Annotated in this window: 17 protein-coding genes and 1 tRNA gene; 11 read left to right on the top strand and 7 right to left on the bottom strand. The window is 70.9% G+C overall.

The genetic code is table 11. The annotated features are described in order from the left end of the window. Positions 1-74: 74 nt before the first annotated feature. Positions 75-920, bottom strand: a complete 846-nt coding sequence (locus WME75_RS32045) for a hypothetical protein (protein ID WP_437479011.1) — start codon at positions 918-920, stop codon at positions 75-77. A gap of 1204 nt (positions 921-2124) precedes the next feature. Between WME75_RS32045 and WME75_RS32040 the strand changes: the two genes are divergently transcribed. From WME75_RS32040 to WME75_RS32025, 4 genes are all read left to right on the top strand, one after another. Then, positions 2125-2496 carry a tyrosine-type recombinase/integrase gene (locus WME75_RS32040; protein WP_437479010.1) on the top strand — a complete coding sequence of 124 codons (372 nt, stop codon included), beginning with the start codon at positions 2125-2127 and terminating at the stop codon, positions 2494-2496. Beyond that, positions 2493-2774: a hypothetical protein gene (locus WME75_RS32035; RefSeq protein ID WP_437479009.1), complete on the top strand. Its 282-nt coding sequence runs from the start codon at positions 2493-2495 to the stop codon at positions 2772-2774. The genes WME75_RS32040 and WME75_RS32035 overlap by 4 nt, the downstream gene beginning before the upstream one ends. Positions 2775-2885: 111 nt before the next feature. Then, a tRNA-Leu gene (locus tag WME75_RS32030) sits at positions 2886-2971 on the top strand. Between the two features lie 688 nt (positions 2972-3659). Next, complete coding sequence (locus WME75_RS32025; RefSeq protein ID WP_437479008.1) at positions 3660-3860, top strand: hypothetical protein; 201 nt, start codon at positions 3660-3662, stop codon at positions 3858-3860. A 168-nt stretch (positions 3861-4028) separates the two neighbouring features. Here the strand turns inward: WME75_RS32025 and WME75_RS32020 are convergent, their stop codons facing one another. Together WME75_RS32020 and hutH are read right to left on the bottom strand one after the other, a co-directional pair. Further along, positions 4029-4376, bottom strand: a complete 348-nt coding sequence (locus tag WME75_RS32020) for a hypothetical protein (protein WP_437479007.1) — start codon at positions 4374-4376, stop codon at positions 4029-4031. A gap of 107 nt (positions 4377-4483) precedes the next feature. Beyond that, a complete protein-coding gene (gene hutH, locus WME75_RS32015) occupies positions 4484-6064 on the bottom strand; it encodes a histidine ammonia-lyase (protein ID WP_437479006.1) in 1581 nt (526 codons plus the stop codon). Between the two features lie 207 nt (positions 6065-6271). On the opposite strand from hutH, the gene WME75_RS32010 reads away from it, so the two are divergent. Together WME75_RS32010 and WME75_RS32005 are read left to right on the top strand one after the other, a co-directional pair. Next, on the top strand, positions 6272-8059 hold the full coding sequence (locus tag WME75_RS32010) for a hypothetical protein (protein ID WP_437479005.1): 1788 nt from the start codon (positions 6272-6274) through the stop codon (positions 8057-8059). Positions 8060-8077: 18 nt separating this feature from the next. Then, a complete protein-coding gene (locus WME75_RS32005) occupies positions 8078-9067 on the top strand; it encodes a D-cysteine desulfhydrase family protein (RefSeq protein ID WP_437479004.1) in 990 nt (329 codons plus the stop codon). A gap of 36 nt (positions 9068-9103) precedes the next feature. Here WME75_RS32005 and WME75_RS32000 read toward each other — a convergent pair whose 3' ends face one another. After that, positions 9104-9880: an NTP transferase domain-containing protein gene (locus WME75_RS32000; RefSeq protein ID WP_437479003.1), complete on the bottom strand. Its 777-nt coding sequence runs from the start codon at positions 9878-9880 to the stop codon at positions 9104-9106. Between the two features lie 143 nt (positions 9881-10023). Between WME75_RS32000 and WME75_RS31995 the strand changes: the two genes are divergently transcribed. Further along, on the top strand, positions 10024-10797 hold the full coding sequence (locus WME75_RS31995; RefSeq protein ID WP_437479002.1) for an acyl-CoA desaturase: 774 nt from the start codon (positions 10024-10026) through the stop codon (positions 10795-10797). A 46-nt stretch (positions 10798-10843) separates the two neighbouring features. Here the strand turns inward: WME75_RS31995 and WME75_RS31990 are convergent, their stop codons facing one another. Beyond that, the gene (locus WME75_RS31990) at positions 10844-11938 is read right to left on the bottom strand and encodes a hypothetical protein (protein ID WP_437479001.1); all 1095 of its coding nucleotides are present in this window, start codon (positions 11936-11938) and stop codon (positions 10844-10846) included. 138 nt (positions 11939-12076) lie between these two features. On the opposite strand from WME75_RS31990, the gene WME75_RS31985 reads away from it, so the two are divergent. Next, positions 12077-12994: a TIGR01777 family oxidoreductase gene (locus WME75_RS31985; protein ID WP_437479000.1), complete on the top strand. Its 918-nt coding sequence runs from the start codon at positions 12077-12079 to the stop codon at positions 12992-12994. 556 nt (positions 12995-13550) lie between these two features. Here the strand turns inward: WME75_RS31985 and WME75_RS31980 are convergent. Together WME75_RS31980 and WME75_RS31975 are read right to left on the bottom strand one after the other, a co-directional pair. Further along, positions 13551-15422, bottom strand: a complete 1872-nt coding sequence (locus WME75_RS31980) for a HEAT repeat domain-containing protein (RefSeq protein ID WP_437478999.1) — start codon at positions 15420-15422, stop codon at positions 13551-13553. 147 nt (positions 15423-15569) lie between these two features. After that, positions 15570-16655 carry an acyltransferase family protein gene (locus WME75_RS31975; RefSeq protein ID WP_437478998.1) on the bottom strand — a complete coding sequence of 362 codons (1086 nt, stop codon included), beginning with the start codon at positions 16653-16655 and terminating at the stop codon, positions 15570-15572. 340 nt (positions 16656-16995) lie between these two features. Here WME75_RS31975 and WME75_RS31970 point away from each other — a divergent pair, with 340 nt between their 5' ends. The 3 genes from WME75_RS31970 to WME75_RS31960 all read left to right on the top strand — a co-directional run bounded on the left by WME75_RS31970 (position 16996) and on the right by WME75_RS31960 (position 18417). After that, positions 16996-17583, top strand: a complete 588-nt coding sequence (locus WME75_RS31970; protein ID WP_437478997.1) for a thioredoxin family protein — start codon at positions 16996-16998, stop codon at positions 17581-17583. A 326-nt stretch (positions 17584-17909) separates the two neighbouring features. Next, a complete protein-coding gene (locus WME75_RS31965; protein ID WP_437478996.1) occupies positions 17910-18209 on the top strand; it encodes a hypothetical protein in 300 nt (99 codons plus the stop codon). After that, positions 18175-18417 carry a type II toxin-antitoxin system RelE family toxin gene (locus WME75_RS31960; protein WP_437478995.1) on the top strand — a complete coding sequence of 81 codons (243 nt, stop codon included), beginning with the start codon at positions 18175-18177 and terminating at the stop codon, positions 18415-18417. The genes WME75_RS31965 and WME75_RS31960 overlap by 35 nt, the downstream gene beginning before the upstream one ends. Positions 18418-18459: the final 42 nt, after the last annotated feature.

Here is an 18459-nt window from a genome sequence, read left to right as displayed (position 1 = left end):
CGTGATGCAGATAATTTCGGCTAACGGCCCGTCCATCTGCTGCCGCGCGAAACGAGGTCAGCAGTATGGGCTTGTTAGGCATCTCTGTTCGCCGTGAGTCGCCTCTGCCGCCGACATACCAATGATAGCGCCCAGCAAAGTTCAAGAAAATGGTACGAGATCTCTTTTAGCTGGTCCCAGGAAATGGGACCAAGTGTCTCGCGGACACCGCGACGGTTCTGGTTTGCGAAAGTTACTGTGAGGTTCACGAGATCGAAGTCGGTCTGGCTGTGAGCTACTGAATTTCGAATGATCCTGACGTGGTCCGATAGAATCGAGAGCGGCACATCGTGAGAGTCGCGGCATGCCCTCATCAGGGCACCAAGTTCATCCGGTGCAACAGCGTCGGTTCGACCCCGAACACGATAGGATACCTTCAGAGCGCACTTCAATATGGGCTTGTACCAGTTCTCAGCCGTATTTTTCAGAACATCGGACAGGACGCGGGTCCGCCGCTCGAAGCTTGCTGATGGGTCGGGCTGCGTCGCTTCGATCAGCGCCGCCCGCAGAATGCCCATGTCGAAGTTGAGTGCCGTCGAGATGAGCTCGTTAATCACTTGAGGAGAGGAGCCTTCTACGCCGCGCCGAAAGAAGTTAAACAAGTCGTGTGCGGAAGGGAAATAGTCGAAGTCATTACTCGGCGGATGAGGGATCTCAAGCGCGATCTCTAGAAGATGACGCACGAAGTCGGCCGACAGTTCCGGCTGAGCGTGCATCTGTGTAATCTCGCGGCGAAGAGAGCTCGGCTCTACGATTGCCATCTGTTTGTAAAGTTCGGCCTGCCGACGAACGCGTTCCGCAAAAATGGGATCTTGCTCGCTCAGGGAACGCAGCGCCGCAGCGATGCGAACGAAAGCTTCGATAGGATCGTAGTCGGCCATAGGGGACTCCATCATCGTCTGCCTAACGTCGCAATCAGCTGTGACGCACGTCCTATCTCTGTGGTCCAGCATCTGGGCCGCGACCTGTTGCTGCCCATCTTCGTATTCCAGCGGATGAGCCGCATCTCCCAGCAGCCTATCTCCGTATCCCAGGAGATAGGCCCGGACCCTCGCGACATCCGGAGAGAGATAGGCCGCCGGTGCATAACCACGCATTCCCCTCGTTAGGTCGCCGACGCCCCAGCTGATCGCGCCACAAGATCCGTGCCGATGGTACCGCACACCGCGCGACCGGGATCCGGTCGAAGCATCCTCCAGTCGCCTCATCTTGCGCACTCCCACTCCGATGGTTGATTCCGGGAGTTCTGCCTCGCTTGTTCCGGAGCGTCTGGCTGGATGATCGACCTGGCTGGGGATGGCGGCCCTGGACGCGCGCGGCTCGCCACGGCTGGGCGCCCGCGCGCCCTGCGTTGCCGGTCTCATGGGGGCCCATCGAGTTTGAGGGGGCGCGTGCGCTCGGCCGGCCCGTCGATCCGCAGCCAGCGCGTGCTTGAGGATGCGGTCAAGGCCCTCCTCGATCGCGGCCAGCTGGGCGTCATCAGGCTCCGGGTCCGCGGATCGTCGTTTCTGCGTGGACGGCCGATAGATCCAATCCCACCCCTCGTGCCCCTCCTGCGCATCGTAGGGAGGTAGCGTAGCCGACGGCCAACCCGACATGTCAAGCCTTCGGTAGGAGTCGATAAGGCGACTCGATCGACGCACTGTTGCGACGCGTCGTAGGCGGCGGCGACTCCGGAGGTGGCGAGGTCAGCAGCGGAGGGCCGATGCCCTTCGGCAACGGGGCGGCATCGCCTCGTTGGCGCTTGAGGAGAGCCCCAAGCCTTAGCAACGGCCCGAGGGGCGCCCTCTTGCGCCGTCGCCGTGTGCTCCGACGTGATCCGAACGGCCGTTCGGACCCGATCCGAGCGGTCGTTCCGACGGCACCCGGGCAGATGTTCAGGTGACCCGAGCGGTCGTTCTGGTGACGCCCGAGCACCGGTACCGGAGACCCGGGCAGCTGCCCCGACGACACTCGGGCGGTGCGACGGCGCACGTGACCGCGCTCGCGGCATAGTGAGACTGTCCGCGCAAGCGGGGGAGGACCACGCTCCCGCCGATGCCGCCCGCGTCGCGCCGTCACATCGCGCAGCTCCTGCACCGGCTCATGGCGATGGCCGTCTTCCCGTGCCGTCTCCTCGCGGCGAACCCGCTGCCCCGCGGCTTCCTCCCAAAGCTTGGCCCCACGAAGGCGAAGGCGTGCCTCTACCCCGACGAGGGCGCGCGCCTGATGGCCTGCACCGCGATCCCGCTGTGTTGGCGCGTCCTCTGGGGCTTCCTAAACCGCGAGGGCCCACGCATCAGCGAGGCGGCGCGCCTGCAGGTGCAGGGCGTCGACCTTGATCGCGGCGTGCTGCGCCTCGAGAAGAACAAGACGAACGATCCGCGCGCATGGGCGCTGTCGCCCGGCGTGCCGCAGGCGTTGCGCGCATGGCTCGCGCTCCGCGGCAACCGGGCCACCTCCGCGCCGCTTTCGTGAACGAGGACGGGGAGCGCTTCAGCGTCGAGCACGCGGCCGAGCGGTTCCGCGCCCACCTCAAGCTTGCCGGCATCGACCGCCCCGAGCTCTTCGAGGACTCCGACGAGCGCCAGCAGGTCCGCGCCCACGACACGCGCTCGACCTTCATCCCCGTCGCCTTCGCGAACCGCCGGAGCGAGACCCGGATCGCCGACCGGCCCCGGCACCGGGGCTCCGTCGTGACCCGAGGTGCCGCCGAGGCCCCAGGACGTTTGCAGAGCTGGGCCTTGGCGAGCTAGCTTCCCTCGCCGAGGCGATCCCCGAGCTCGCCGGAAGCGTCACAGGAGACGGCACAGAAGAGGGAGGGGGCGGGGCGTCAGAGACAAAAACAAAAATAAAATCAGCATCTTGGCCCCGTGGCGAAAAGGCAGACGCGGTGGATTTAAAATCCGCGGCCCTCTTGGGCGTGCCGGTTCGAGTCCGGCCGGGGCTACCACGCGAATTCGTTGGCTTTCTTGGATGGTGCCCCCGTGGCACGTCGCCCCCGATGAGCCGTTGCCGCCCTTTCCCGCCGCCCTTTCGGCGCGGAGCTCCGGGATCGCGGCGTCGAGCGGGGCGAGCTCTCCGAGGCCGAGCTCGCCTGCCGTCCTCGCGTCGCGTCGCGTCCGCCAGGCTCATGGCCATCTTGCAGCTTCGTCGCAATCCCTTCTCTCCTCTCTCCTCTCTCCTCTCTCCTCTCCCTCCCTGCCAGGGGCGCTCGGCCGGGACCCCACCGGACACGCCCTCTGCTGCCGCTCACGGCACCTCACACCCTCCGCTGCTGCGGAGCGCTTCCCCCTCACCCTCTCTGCGGTGAGCTCGTGACCTTGCCCTGACATCATGCGTCACGACGGGCGGGAACGACGACCGGGGACCGAGCGGCAGCGGCGGATCCACCTCCCGCGGCAGCAGCTGACCTGAGCTGCTTGCCCGCCTCGATGCCCGCCTCGATGCCCGCCTCGAACGGGACCGGGTCGCTCTAGGTCGCTCTGTGTCCCTCGTGGCGCTGACGTGCCCGAGACGCCGCGCCCCCGTCACGGGCTGATGGCGCCTGTCACGGTCGAAGCCACGCCGGCGCGCAGCCGTGCCCTGTCTCCTCTGGGCTCGACAAACCAAGTCGACTCTAGTAATGGGAGCGCCACTACATGGATCTGGATATCGATTGTCTGCGCGAGGCGAAGCTAGAGAACGTCGAACGTCTTGCACACGCGCTGGGGGTCAAGCTGCCCGAGCACAAGCGGCATGACAGGCGTGCTTACAACCGCGAGCTCATCCGCATGGTGATGCAGGGCATCCGGCGCGACGCCGAGCGGTCCCGCGGCCGCAGGTTTTTCGGTCGCAGCTGACGATTCCACCCCTGCGGTGCGTTCCTCGAAGCGCGCCGGCCGGCAGCCCGTTCCTGCCCGCCTCCGCTCCCAGCGTCTCCGCTCCCAGCGGCCCCGTCCCTGCCGCCCCCGCTCCCGGCGCCCCCGCCCGGACGCCTCGCCTTCGCCCCCGCCCTCGCCCCCAGCCCCCTACCGTCCCTGAGGCTTGCTCCGCACGGCCAGCCGGCTCCCCGTGACGCGGCTCCGCGCCGCCAGCAGGAGCGGCGCCGCCGGCGTCAGCGGATCGACAAGGTCGTTCACCTGGAGCATCGCCTTGTCCGTCACCTTCCACGCCGTCGAGTGACCCGACACCCCCTGCTGGGGCGACCCCGCCAGGTCCAGCGCTCGGCTCAGCTCCCGGCCCACCCGCTCGATGCGCGCGAGCTGCTCCCGCGACGCCCCCCCGTCCTTCGCCGCCGCGTAGATCGCCCGCACCACGCCGAGCAGATCTCGAACCGCATCGAATGGAAATGGCGGGGTGCTGACCGGAATGGGCACTGAGCCAATGTACAGCAACTCGCCCTGCGATGGAGCATTTGCATTCCGATGAGTCGCATCAGATTTCCACAGGATCGTCTCAGTTGTAATTATAACAACAGAAATAATCAGTTGAGCGAACCCACCGCCTCCTCCACCGCGGCGATGAGCGCGCCGCTCCGGATGAGCTCGGTGGCCGCCGCGATGTCCAGGTAGAGGGGACGGTCCTCGAGGAGCTCCGGCACCACGCGACGGATGGCGGCGTGGGCGGCGGCCACCCCCGCGCTCGGGCGGAGCGGGCGCCGCTGGTCCACCCCCTGCGCCGCCGTGATGAGCTCGATCGCCAGCGAGCTGCGGACGTTCTCGATCACCTGGGAGAGCTTCCGGGCGCTGATGCTGCCCATGCTCACGTGGTCCTCGCGGCCGGCGCTCGAGGGGATCGAGTCGACGCTCGCCGGGTGGCAGAGCACCTTGTTCTCGCTGACCAGCGAGGCGCTCGCCACCTGGGCGATCATGAACCCCGAGTGCAGCCCGCTGCGCGGCGCGAGGAACGGCGTGAGGCCGGTCGAGAGCGCAGGGTTGACCAGCTGCTCGACCCGCCGCTCGCTGATGTTCGCGAGCTCGGCCGCCGCCATCGCGGCGAGATCCAGGGCCAGCGCGACCGGCTGCCCGTGGAAGTTGCCGCCCGAGAGCAGCTCGGCGCCCCCCTCGCCGAGGAACACCGTCGGGTTGTCCGTGACGCTGTTCACCTCCCGGGTCAGCACCTCGGTGGCCCAGGCGAGCGCGTCGCGCGTCGCGCCGTGCACCTGGGGCATGCAGCGGAGCGAGTAGGCGTCCTGCACCCTCGGGCAGTCGGCGTGGCTCTGCATGATCTCGCTGCCCCCGAGCAGCGTGCGCAGGTTGCCGGCCGTGCCGGCCTGGCCCGGGTGCGGGCGCACGCGCATGAGCCGCTCGTCGAACGGCCGCTTCGAGCCCATCAGCGCCTCGAGGCTCACCGCGCCGGCGATGTCGGCGACCGTGCAGAGCGCGGCCGCGTCCCGCAGCGCGAGCGCGCCGAGCGCGGTCATGTACTGGGTCCCGTTGATCAGCGCGAGCCCCTCCTTCGCCGCGAGCGCGAGCGGCGCGACGCCGGCCTTCGCCAGCGCCACCGCGCTCGGCATGAGCTGCCCCTCGAAGCGCGCCTCCCCCTCGCCGATGAGCGAGAGCGCGAGGTGCGCGAGCGGCGCGAGATCGCCCGACGCGCCGACCGAGCCCTGGGCCGGGATGCGCGGGCACACGCCGCGCTCGATCAGGGCGGCGAGCAGGTCGAGCACCTCCGTGCGCACCCCCGAGTGCCCCAGCGCGATCACCTGCGCGCGCAGGACGATCATCGCGCGCACCTCGGCCTCGCCGAGATCGGGCCCCACCCCGCAGGCGTGGCTCCGCACGAGGTTCCGCTGGAGCGCCCGGATGTCGTGATCGGCGATGCGCGTCTCCGCGAGCGCGCCGAAGCCGGTGTTGATCCCGTACACCGCAGGCGCGGCGTCGCCCGCCGCCACGATCGCGTCGATCGCCCGGCGCGAGGCCTCGGCGCGCTCGCGCGCCTCGGCGCAGATCGCCACCGGACGGCCGCGTCGCGCGACGTCCTCGAGATCCGCGAGCGAGAGGGGGCGGCCCAGGAGCAACGGAGAGGGAGCGACAGCGGCGGCGCGCGGTGTGGAGAGGGTCACGGGGACGCACGCTAGAGCGGTGGATGCCTCGAGAAAAGCCGCCCGAGCGGCGATCCGCGGCGCCGCTCGACCGCTCGCCGGCGGCCAGCGGGGCCTCGGCAGCGCCCCGGCTGGAAAGCGCAGAATCCAGTGCCCTGCGGGGATCGATCCGCCTATCCTCGCCGGCGCGTTCCCGGCCGCGCGCCGGCGCGCGGTTGCTTGCTTCCGATGCGCTTCACCCTTGCCCTCCTCGCCCCCCTTGCGTTTGCTGTCGCGCTCGCCTCGCCAAGCGCCGCTCAGCCCGTCGATGACGCGAGCGCAGACGCCGCCAGCGCGGAGGACGCGAGCGCAGACGCCGCCAGCGCGGAGGACGCGGACGGCGCCAGCAGCGCGGGGTCGGGCGCGCCGCCGTCCGCGCCGTCCGCCGACCGCTTCGATCAGCGGCTCGTCCTGGACACCGGCCGCTCGCCGCCGCCCCCGCCGGACCCGACCCGGTCGACGTTCTCGCTCCAGGGCGAGTACCAGCTCCGCTACCGCGCCATGAGCGATCTCCGGCTCCGGGCGCCGCGCCGCTCGGCGCCGGGCGCGACGACGCTCGGGCAGAACCAGTACATCGCTCACTGGCTACGCCTCTCGCCGCGCTTCCACTACAAGGACAAGGCGTCCATCGTCGCGCAGATCGACGTCGTCCGCGGGCTCATCGCCGGCGACGTCACGCAACACGTCGAGCAGGTGCGCGACGCGCGCGCCTCCCTCGCCTGGTACGAGGTGCACCCGCGCTACCTCTACCTGGAGCTGCCGTCGTCCGTCGGCGTCTTCCGGCTGGGCCAGCAGGGCGCGCACTGGGGGATGGGGCTCGTCGCCAACGACGGAGAGCGCGCGACCCTCTTCGGAGACTACGAGCGCGGATCGCTCGTCCAGCGCGTCCTCTTCGCGGCGACGCCGATGGGCCCGACCGGCCCGCTCCTCGTGACGATCGCGGGCGACCTCGTGTTCGAGGACAGCGCGGCCGACCTGCTCGGAAACGACGTCGAGGGGCAGGACGAAGGCGAGGGCGATCGCGCGCTCCAGGCGGTCGTGTCGGCGCTCTGGCGCGAGCGGCGCGGCGAGGTCGGGATCTACGGCGCCCTGCGGCAGCAGGCCCGCGAGCGCCGCGCGAAGACGAGCCCGGCCCGGTCCACCGAGACGCTCGCCTCGGCCGTGATCGACGTGACCGGCAAGTTCGACGCGCCGGTGCCGGGGGGCGGCGCCCACGTCTACGGCGAGATCGAGGCCGCGGTGATCCTGGGCTCGACGTCGTTCATCCCGCGCGGGCCCGCGCCGCCCTCGGGCGCGGCGGCAGGGCGCGCGCCCGTGGCCGTGCGCTCGATCGGCGGCGCGGCGACGCTCGGGGCCGTGCACGTCGCGGGCCGCGGTCGGCGGCCGGCCGATCGATGGGGGCGCGTCGTCACGGAGATCGAGGCCGGCTACGCGTCGGGCGACGACGACCCCAGGGACGGCGTGTCGCGGCGGTTCACCTTCGACCCGAGCCACAACGTCGGGCTCCTCCTGTTCGACCAGGTGCTCGCCTGGAAGACCGCGCGCTCGGCCACGATCGCCGAGCGGGAGCTCTTCGCCGCGTCCCCCGAGCCCGGGATCCGGTCGCTGCCCTCCAAGGGAGGCGTGTTCGGCGCCGCCTACGTGAACCCGCGGGTCATCGTGCGGCCGGCGCGCTGGCTCGACCTGAAGGCAGGGGCGATCATCGCCGAGGCGACGACCGATCTCGTCGACCCGCACAGCACCCCCCGGGCGGGCGGCCACCTCGCCAACTACGACGGCGGCCCCCCGCGCCGCCGCGATCTCGGCGTCGAGCTCGACCTCGGCGTCGACGCGCGCATCGCGATGGGCAGGCTCGTCACCATCCAGTTCGGCACCGAGGCCGGCGTCCTCTTCCCCGGCGGCGCGTTCGACGACGCCTCCGGCACGGAGCTCGCCGACCAGTACCTGCTCACGCTCAAGCTGGGCGTGATCCATTGACCGCATGGGAGAGAAACGATGCGCAAACGACTCGCGCTGAGCCACCTTCCGACCCCGATCCAGCGCCCGCAGCGGCTCGCCGAGGCGCTCGGCGTCGACCTTTACGTGAAGCGCGACGACATGACGGCGGGCGCGGAGGCCGGCAACAAGATCCGCAAGCTCGAGTACCTGCTCGCCGCCGCGCGCGAAGAGGGCGCCGACTGCGTGCTCACCTGCGGCGGCCTGCAGTCGAACCACGCGCGCGCGACCGCGCTGCTCTGCGCCTCGCTCGGCCTGCGCTCGGTGCTGTTCCTGCGCACCGCCGAGCCGTCGGCCGGGGCGCCGCTCCAGGGCAACACGCTGCTCGACCGGCTCGCCGGCGCCGAGATCCGGCTGATCTCGCCCGAGGCGTACCGGGGCCGTGACGCCGTGATGGCCGAGGCGGCCGCCGAGCTCCGCGCGGCGGGCGGCCGGCCGTACGTGATCCCCGAGGGCGGCTCGAACGGCCTCGGCGCGCTCGGCTACGTGCGCGCGATGGAGGAGATCCGCAAGCAGCTCGACCTCGGCCTCGCGGGGGGCAAGCCGTTCGACGTCATCGTGCACGCGTGCGGCTCGGGCGGGACGGCGGCGGGCACGGCGCTCGGCGCGGCCCGCTACGAGGTGGCCGGCGAGGTGCGCGCGATGGCGGTGTGCGAGGACAGGGCCACGTTCGCGCGCATCGCGGTCCAGATCATGGACGACGCGCGCGCGCTCGATCCGCGCCTCGGCGCGCCCGCCCACCTCGTGATCGACGACTCCGCGAGGGGGCCGGCCTACGCCGTCTCCACGCCGGAGCAACGGGCGCGGATCCTGAAGGTGGCGCGGCTGTCGGGGCTCATCCTCGACCCGGTGTACACGGGCAAGGCGTTCTCCGGGCTCTGGGACATGGCCGAGCGGGGCGAGCTCTCGGGCAAGCGGGTGCTCTTCCTGCACACCGGCGGCCTGCCCGGCCTCCTCGCGCAAGGCGCCGACTTCGCCGACGCCTTCTAGGGCGGCGCGAGCCGCCGCGCGCGCGCAGCGGCCGCTTCAGGTCGCGCCGCGCCACCACGCGTCGGCCAGCGACGCGTCTTCCAGGGTGTCGATCTCCATGTAGCCGCCGTGCGTGTCGATCTTGTGGAGGGCCGCGCCGGACTCGAGCATGTGCTGGAGCAGATCGATGAGGTAGGCGCGCCGGAACGAGCGCCCCTCGCGGAACTCCGGCCGCTCCGAGAAGGCGGCGCGCGCGGCGTCGAAGGCGGTCAAGAACTGCGCGGCGCCCCGCGCGGAGAGCTTCATCACCCCGATGAACTCGCCCGCCGCGGCCTCCGGCGGGATGCGGCGCGAGAGCTCCACGACGCGATCCGCGCTGGCCGCGTCGGCGCGGAGCTTCTCCGCGTCGGTCTCCGGGTGCTGCGAGCGGCCCACGTAGCGGCGCCGCCAGTCCGTGTCGCAGGCGAGCGTGATGTCGTGCGGAGAGCGCACGAGATCCGCCACGATCTCGGGCCGATAGACGATGTCCGCGTACGTCGAGACGAAGCCGCCCTCGAGGTGCTCGCGCGCGCAGAGCAGCGACAGCAGGATGTTGTTCTGCTCCCAGTCGCGGTTCTCGACGTACGTCAGATCCGGGTAGGCAGCCCGGATCACGTCGGCCTTGTAGCCGCAGACGAACACGACATCCGACCGCTTGAAGCCGCCCGCCGCGAGCGCGTCGAGGATGCTGTCGAGCATCGGGCGGCCAAGGATCGGAACCAGCGTCTTCGGCAGCTCTTCGGTCAGGTGACGCAGCCGGCTGCCCCGGCCCGCACCGATGATCACGGCCTTCACGACGCCGCCGTTACCACGAACGGGCCCGGGAGAGCCCAGGGACGTCGAAAGCAACCCGAAAACACGCGGGATCCAGGCCCCCGTTACGGAAACGTGACGGTGCCCTGACCCCTCCCCGCCGAGCGCCGGGATACGACCGGAGCATGGAGATCGCGATCGTTCTCATCGCCCACTCTACGTTTTCGGTCTTTTTCCAGACCTTCTTCCTGCACCGGTACGCCTCGCATCGGATGTTCACGATGTCGAAGCGGTGGGAGCGGACTTTTCACTTCCTGACCTACCTCACGCAGGGCTCGTCGTACCTGGTTCCGTGGGTTTACGCGATCTTGCACCGCATGCACCACGCCTACAGCGACACGCCGAAGGATCCGCACTCGCCGCGGTACTACTCGGGGGTCGTCTCGATGATGCTGGACACCGCGAAGCGCTACGACGCGATCTACGAGGGCAAGGCCGACGTGGAGCCGCGCTTCCTCGGCGGCTACCCGGAGTGGCCGACGCTCGATCGCATCGGCAACTCGTGGATCAGCCGCCTCGCGTGGGGCACGGGGTACACGCTCCTCTACGTGGCCTTCGCCTCGCACTGGTGGCAGTTCCTGTTCCTCCCGCTCCACTGGACCATGGGCCCGCTGCACGGGGCGATCGTCAACTGGTGCGGCCACCGCTACGGCTACCGCAACTTCAACAGCGACGACGACTCGCGCAACACGCTGGTCCTCGACGTCGTGACGCTCGGCGAGCTCTTCCAGAACAACCACCACAAGTACGCGATGAGCCCGAACTTCGCGGTGCGGTGGTTCGAGATCGACCCGGCCTACCAGGTCATCCGCGTGCTCGGCTGGGTGGGCATCCTCCAGATGTCGGACAAGCGCCAGATCGCCCGGCTCGAGCCCGAGACCGCGCGGGCCGAAGGGTAGGGGCGCGCCGGCCGCGCCGGCCCCCCGCGCGCGGCCCCCCTCGACGCTACGTGAACAGCAGCCGGAACGCGCCGGGGACGTCCTTCGGCCCGAGCTGATCCTTGCGCTTGTTGAACTCCGGAAGACAGGCCTGATAGGCCGCGTCCACCCGCAGATCGCTCCCATCCCAGCCCGGGCGCCAGATCTCCATCGTCTCGCCCGCGAGATCGATGACGTCCTTGAACTGCCCGCGCTCCTTCAGGATCTGCGTGCTGAGCCCGAACATCAGCAGCCCCCCCGGGATCGCCCCGAGCGCCGTCGTCGCCAGCGCCGGATAGCAGATGCGCGCTGTCCGCACCCCGAACCGCTCCTGGATCTCCGCCATCGTCTTGCGCTGCAGCTGCTTCGCGCCGGCGAGCGGGCCCATCGCGTAGACCGGATCGTCGCTCGGGTAGTCGTAGTCGCAGAACGACACGACGCTCTCGCCCTTCGCGAGCAGCCCCGCCGCGGCGAGCGGCTCGGCCCACAGGAGCGACGAGGTGCCCATGAACTTGTTCGTCCGCTCGATGTCCGCCTCGTTCGCGACGTCCACCTCGACGAGCCCGAGCTTGCGGACGTTCTCGGGGCGCGAGAAATCAGGCACCTGGAGCACCGCATCGAACGCGACGTCGAGGTCCTTCACCTTCGTCGGCCCGTGCTCCGCGTAGCGCTTCATCGCGCCGGCCGCGATGCCGTTCACGAGGTGCACCGCCCGATACCGCTCCTTCAGCGCGGCGACCACCTCGTCGATCACCTGCGGCTTCGTGGCGTCGCTGTTCCAGAAGCGCGCCGTGAGCCCCTCGGCCTCCGCCGCGTCCGTGATCGCCTTCACGTGGTGCGGGCCGATCTGCATCTTCTCGCTGTCGAAGTGCACGGCGAAGACGGCGGCCCGCTCCCCGAAGAGCAGCTGCAGCGCGAGCGCCCGGGTCATGCCGTTCGAGCCGCCCAGGATCAGCACCGCCGCGTCCGGGGCGATCTTCGCGCCGGCCGGGCGGATGCGGGCGCGGTGCGCCGCGAGCTGCTCGGTCGCCACGCGCGCGCCGTGCTCGGCCAGCGCCCCGACGAGCGAGCGGCGATCCAGGCCGCCGAGAGGAAGCTTCTTGAAGGTCTCTAGGTCATCCATCACGTCCGGCGTCTTACCGTCTCCCGCGCTCCGCGTCACGACTGGACAGCTGCCGCCTGTCCGGCGCGCCTCCGTCGTGGCGCCCGAGGCGCCCGAAGGGAAGCCCCGCCTCCGTCCGAGCCGTGATAGAACGAGCTCGTGAAGACGGTTCTTGTCACCGGCGGCAGCGGGTTTATCGGTCGTGCTCTCGTGAAGGAGCTGCTCGCGCGGGGGGATCGGGTGACGGTGCTGACGCGCGACGTGGGGCGGACGCAGGCGACGCTGCCCGGGGCGCGCGTCGTGTCGTGGAGCCCCTACAGCGCGGGGCCGTGGTTCGAGGAGCTCGACGGGGTGGACGGGGTCATCCACCTCGCGGGCGAGTCGATCACCAAGCGCTGGACCGAGGACGCGCGGCGCGAGATCGTGAACAGCCGCGTCGACACGACCCGCCTCATGGGCGAGGCGATCGGCAAGGCCAGGCGCAAGCCGGCCGTGTTCCTCTGCGCCTCCGCGGTCGGCTATTACGGCCCGCAGCCGGGCGAGAAGGTGCTCGACGAGGGCGCCCCGCCCGGGGAGGGCTTCCTCGCCGACGTCGTGGTCCGCTGGGAAGAGTCGGCCCGCGCCGTCGAGGAGCAGCACGGCGTCCGCTCGGTGCAGCTGCGGATCGGCGTGGTGATCGGCGAGGGCGGCGGCGCGCTCGAGAAGATGATCGCCCCCTTCAGGTTCTTCTTGGGCGGGCCGATCGGCGACGGCAAGCAGGTGATCTCGTGGATCCACTGCGACGACGTCGTGGCGATGACCCTGCTCGCCCTGGACAGCGACGCGGTGCGGGGCCCCTTCAACGTGACCGCGCCGCACGCGGCGACCGGCGAGGAGGTCGCGCAGGCGATCGGCGCCGTGCTCCGCCGGCCGTCGTGGCTCCGGGTGCCCGAGGCGGTGGTGAAGCTCGGGATGGGCGACGCGGCCGAGATCGTCACCACCGGGCAGCGCGTCCATCCCAGGCGGGCGGAGGAGCTCGGCTACACGTTCCGCCACGCCCGCCTTGTGCCTGCGCTCGAGTCGATCTTCCGCCGCTGAGCCCCGCTCGCCGCCCGCGCGCGCCGCGCTCGAGCCGATCGTCGGCCGCCGAGCGCCCGCGGCGGAGCCGGCGCGCGTGCGCCCCGGCGGCGCCGTGTCTGCCAGGGCAGCTGGGCGCCGCGCGACGGCGCCCAGCTGCTGCCCACGCAAGAAGAGCCGCCGGTGGCGCGCTGAGAAGTCGACCGTTGTCGAGCAGCGCACCACCGGGAGCCCGGACGGCGGTTTCCCAGCGCTCCCCCAAGCGCTCCGTCCGCTTCAATGCTTACGACATTACGCGCCGAGCGGCTCTCGGGATGAGTTGGATTGGCGCGTGCAGGGTATCCCGACTGGAAGGTGCCGTGCACCCCCCCATCGCGACGCCAGACACAAAGTCGTTAGGGGAATCCCCTTGCCGCGGCGCACAATCGCGGGGTTACTCGTCTGATCCGCTTTCCAGCGCATGAGCGGGGGTGGGGACCGGGCGCAGTCTGCTGTTGACGTCCGGACAGGCCACCACCCCGGCGCTGTCCGGCGCGGGGAGCCGGCGACCGGTGGGCGCGCAGGCGCGCTTGTGCGCTCACGGGCTGATGCCGCGACTCTGGAGGATCTCGCGCACCACCAGTTGCGCGGAGCCTGGCAGCTCGGCGAGCGAGGCGCGGGCGAGCTCCACGAATTTCATGCCGCGCGCGCGCTTCAGCGCCTCGACGGCCGCGGCGCGCTCCTCGGCGCCCTCGTGCTGGAGGATGCCGAGGAGCATCTCGCCGGCCTCGAGGGTGTCTATCTTCGCGATCGCGCGCACGGCGCTGGCGCGGACGGCGGGCGCCTGCGACTCGCGGTAGATGCGGGCGAGCGGCTCGAAGGCGTGGGCGAAGCGGAGCTCCTCGAGCGCGCGCGCGGCCTCGTGGAGCACGGTGGGGTCGGGGTCCACGAGCGCGTCGCGGAGCGTGATGAACGTGCGCTTGTAGAGGAAGCGGGAGAGGGCGCGGACCACGGCCACCCGGATCTTCGGCTCGGGGCGGCGGAACAGGTGCTCGAGCGGCGAGAGGATCGTGTAGAGCTCGACCGTCGCCAGCTGCTCGGCGAGGCTGATGAGCTGCTGCGCGGGCGACCGCTGCGCCGGGGCGGCCTCGGGCGTCGCGCCCTCCACGGCGAGCGCGGTCAGCCGGGCGAGCATGGCGCGGCGGCGGGTGACCTCGGACCACTGCGCCGGGTCGAGGACGATGTCGCCGCACGCCTGGCTGGCGCTGCCGGCCTGCTCCCACTCGACGAGATCGATGTGCCAGACGTCGGGGAAGCCGAGCTCGTGGCGGAGGTGCGCCGGCAGCGGCGACGCGTCGATCGGCAGGTCCTGCGCGCTCACGTAGCGGCCGCCGGCGCGGGCGTAGTGCTTCTTCCGGGTCTCCGCGAGCGGCAGCTGCGTGAGGGCGCGATAGAGGGTGCCGACCTTGCTGTACTGCCCCGCCTCGCCGAGCGCGATCACGGCGGCGAGCAGCGCGTTCTCGGCGATCTCGGGCGGGGCGGCGCGCTTCTGCGAGACGGCGGACACCTCTTGCCAGAGGCGGGCCTGCGTGAGCACGGCGAAGTTGGCGACGGCGGTGAGGCCCTCTTTCCGGGCGTACGTGGCCATCTCGCGGGCGAGCGTGGCGGCGGCGGAGATCTCGCCCTGCTTCTCGGCCGCGGCGACCGCCTCCTCGTAGGACTGGAGCGCGTAGTAGCGCAGGTGGTCCTCGCGCAGGATGCGGATGACGTTCACGTAGCCCTCGAGGACGTGCTCGAAGGCGCGGCTCTCGCGGCCGACGGCGATGAGGACCTGGTAGCAGTCGAAGGCGCGCTCGCGCTGGCCGATGGTCTCGTAACGGTCGGCGGCCTCCTCGAGCAGGTGGACGGAGGCGAAGACGGCCTCGCGCGCGGCCGCGGCGTCGCCGGTGCGGAGCGAGGTGCGGGCGAGGTTGAAGCGGGCGAGGCCGGCGGCGTAGAGATCGCTGCCCGACGAGGAGAGCAGCTGGGCGAGGCGCGACCAGAGGGCGCGGGCGCGGGCGAAGTCCTGGCCGCGCTCGCGGGCGATGGCGGCCTGCGCGACGAGGCCGGCGGCCTCGTACTCGTCGGCGGCGCGGGCGTGGAGCCGTTTCTGCCGCTCGGGGTCCTGCTCGCGCTCGGCCCAGGCGAGCAGGGTGCGCGCGCGGTCGATGGGCGGGACGTGCGCGATGAGGGGCCGCTGGCTGTGCTCGCTGCCCGCGTACCAGGCCACGGTGAGGGCGCTCCTTGGTTCGCCCAGCCGGACCAGCACGTCGCGGAGCTCGTCCGTCATGGCGACGTAGTCGTCCTCGCGGGCGATTGTGTGCTGGAGGGCGCTGAAGAGCGCGTCGCGCGCGCGGGGCAGATCGCTCCTGGCCAGCGCGGAGCGGGCCTCGTCGCGGAGCTCGTGCAGGGGGCGGACGCCTTGGGTCATGCGGGGAGCGAGCGTAGTACACCACGGCAGCGGCCGCTGGAGGGGGCGGCGCGCGCGGGCAGGAGCGCGGGAAGCGCGTGGGAAGACGGAGCGCGGGCGCCGCTCCCCGGGGTGAGCGCGGCGCTCGATCCTGCCTGCCCGCGCGCCTCAGACCTTGAGGAAGATGCCCCTGCGGTGGAGGGGGTAGAGGAGCGCGAGCCACAGGGCGACCACCGTGAGCGCGAAGGCGAGGGAGGCGTTCAGCGGCGAGAGCCACGGCGCGAAGAGGCGCGCGTAGAGGAGCTGGAGCGCGCTCGTGCTCGCGCCGTCGTCTCCGGTCACGCTCGAGTGATAGAGCAGGCGCCACATCATGGTCGAGCCCACGTAGGCCGCGATGGGGTTCGCGCCGAAGATCAGGAACGGGGCGCCCCATCGCCGCCATTGCTTCACGTCCACGATCCACATGCAGGCGGCGAGGACGACCGCGGCCACGCCGGCGGTGAACAGCGCGAACGAGCTCGAGTACACGCCGCGGTTCCACGCGAACCACTGGCCCCAGACGAGGCCCAGCGCGATCGCCGCGGCGCCGGCGGCGAGGAGCCCGGCGACGCGCGTGCGGAGCCCCGCGGTCGAGGTGAGCCAGCGGCCGCCGAGGCCCCCCAGCATCACCGTCATCGCCGCGGGGACGGTGGCGAGGATGCCCATCGCGTCCCACCCCTTGGGCGCGATGTGGGCTCCGAGGAAATACCGATCCACCCGGGCCGTCAGCGTCTGGAGCGGGTCGTCGAGCGGATAGAGCCGCAGGAGGAGCCAGTAGCCGATCAGGGCCGCGGCGATGATGCCCGCCTGCTGCCGCGCCGTCGTCTTGAGGCTGACGAGCGCCGCGAGCACGTACGCGAGGCCGATGCGCTGGAGAACGCCCGGGATGCGCAGCTGCGTGAGGCGCCCTTCGGGGTAGAACGGGAACGCCGAGAGGAACAGCCCGAGGAGGACGAAGATCGCGCCGCGCCTGACGACCTGGAGGACGATCTCCCCGTCGGTCGCCCCGCGCGCGCGGCGGGCCGACATGGAAATGTGCAGGGTCACACCGATGATGAACAGGAAGCAAGGAAATATCGTGTCTGCGGGGGTGCAGCCATCCCAGTACGAGTGGACAAGGGGCGGGTAGACGGCCGGAAAGCTGTCCTGGAAATTGACGAGGAGCATCGCGAAGATCGTCATCCCGCGAAAGATGTCCAGCGATTGGAGTCGCATCCGATGAATGTAGTGCGCGTGGACCAATGAGGCACGAGAGCGTCTGTTTATAGTGCGTTCTCGTGCGTTCTCGTGCGCTGTCCGTCAGCCGTCTCGCGGAGGTGTGCATTCGTCCCGGGCTGTCTGGCGTGCCCGGTTGTCCGGGGGCTCATGGCGTCGGCGCGCCTGCCTGGGGTTGCCCGCCCGCCGCCTGCGGCTCGGCGCGGCCGCGGCCGGCGGCCGGCGGCCGAGCCGCAGGCGGCGGGGGCGGGGAGCGGCGACGCCCGTGCGCGCGGCGCGGGCGTTCCTGCCCTCCCGCGTGGTAGGGTGCGCTCCGTTACAGCGAGAGGAGAATCCTGTCATGGCACGCACACCGTCCACGATGCTTGAGCTGGGCACCCCGGCGCCCGATTTCAGGCTGCCGGACTTCAACGGAAAGCAGGTTGCGCTGTCGGATTTCACCGGGGAGCGGGCGCTCCTCGTGATGTTCATCTGCAATCATTGTCCGTTCGTCAAACACGTCCGCCACGAGCTCGCCAGGCTGCGGCGCGATTATCGCCCCGAGGAGGTGGCCATCGTGGCCATCAACCCGAACGACATCGCTGCCTATCCGGCGGACAACGCCGAGGCGATGGCGAGGGAGGCGCGCGAGGTCGGCTATACGTTCCCGTACCTCCTCGACGAGTCGCAGCAGGTGGCCAAGGCCTATCGGGCGGCCTGCACGCCGGACTTCTACCTGTTCGGCCCCGATCGCCGGCTTGTCTATCGCGGTCAGCTCGACGACAGCCGTCCTGGCAACGACGTCCCGGTGACTGGCCGCGACCTCCGCGCCGCCATCGACGCGGTGCTCGCGTCGGCGCCCGTCCCCTCGGATCAGCGCCCGAGCATCGGTTGCAACATCAAGTGGAAGCCCGGCCAGGAGCCGGCGTATTACGGTCAACAACCCTAGGCATCACGGGATGCTGGAGCCGAGGCCTACCGGCCTGCTCGGCGGGGCAGGCCCGCGTCCGTGCCCCGCCGCCGCTCCGCCGCCGAGATCCTTCGCTCGGTCCCGCCGCGCGACCGCGCCGTACTGCTTCGGCTCGGCCTGGACTTGAACGACCCCGCGGACGCGGCGCTCTTCGTCGGGGGCGTCCGAGCTGCCGACATGGCGATCGCGGAGCAGGAGCGCTGCGAGCGGGAGCAGCTCGGCCGAAGCGCATTCCCTTCAGCTGTCGGCATTTTCCACGCCGAACGCCGTCGATCCGACGAGGGTGCCGTAGTAACCTCTCGGACATGAGCCCGCGACGAGATAGCACCGCCCCCGCTCGGCAGCCGGTCATCCCCGAGAACGACCCGGTGTGGCAGGCGTTCCTCCACGCGCCCGTCGATGACGAGCCGCTCACGGTGGAGGAGCGCATGGCGATGGCGGAGGGGGCTGCCGGGCCGATGATCCCCGGCGAAGTGGCGACGGCTGAACTCAGGAAGCGGGCGGAGGCCGAAGGCGCCGGTGCCGAGTTCGACGAGATCTACGCGCGCGCGCGCCGACTCGACGCCCTCGATGAGCTGGGAGGTCGAGTGGACCCCATCCGGTAGCGTCTCGCTGCGCCAGATTCACTGGCTTGACGCCGGCAGGGTCGATGCGGCTGTGCAGCTCTTCGCGGCGACAGGCGAGGGCAACGTCCGCCACGTCCCCGCTGACCCTACCGGCGTCATGCGCCTGCGTGTCGGGCGGTATCGCGTCCTCGCCACGCTCGACCCCTGGGACGGCGTGATGCGCGTCTGGTGGGTGTACCGGCTGTAGCGCCCGTTCGCCGATAGGGCGGCGCGAGCGCTGTGGGATGCG

The organism is Sorangium sp. So ce1014 (assembly GCF_051521505.1).
GTDB lineage: Bacteria > Myxococcota_A > Polyangia > Polyangiales > Polyangiaceae > Sorangium.
Note: the sequence above shows the minus strand (reverse complement) of the source record. Positions and strands in the feature narration are given on the sequence as shown.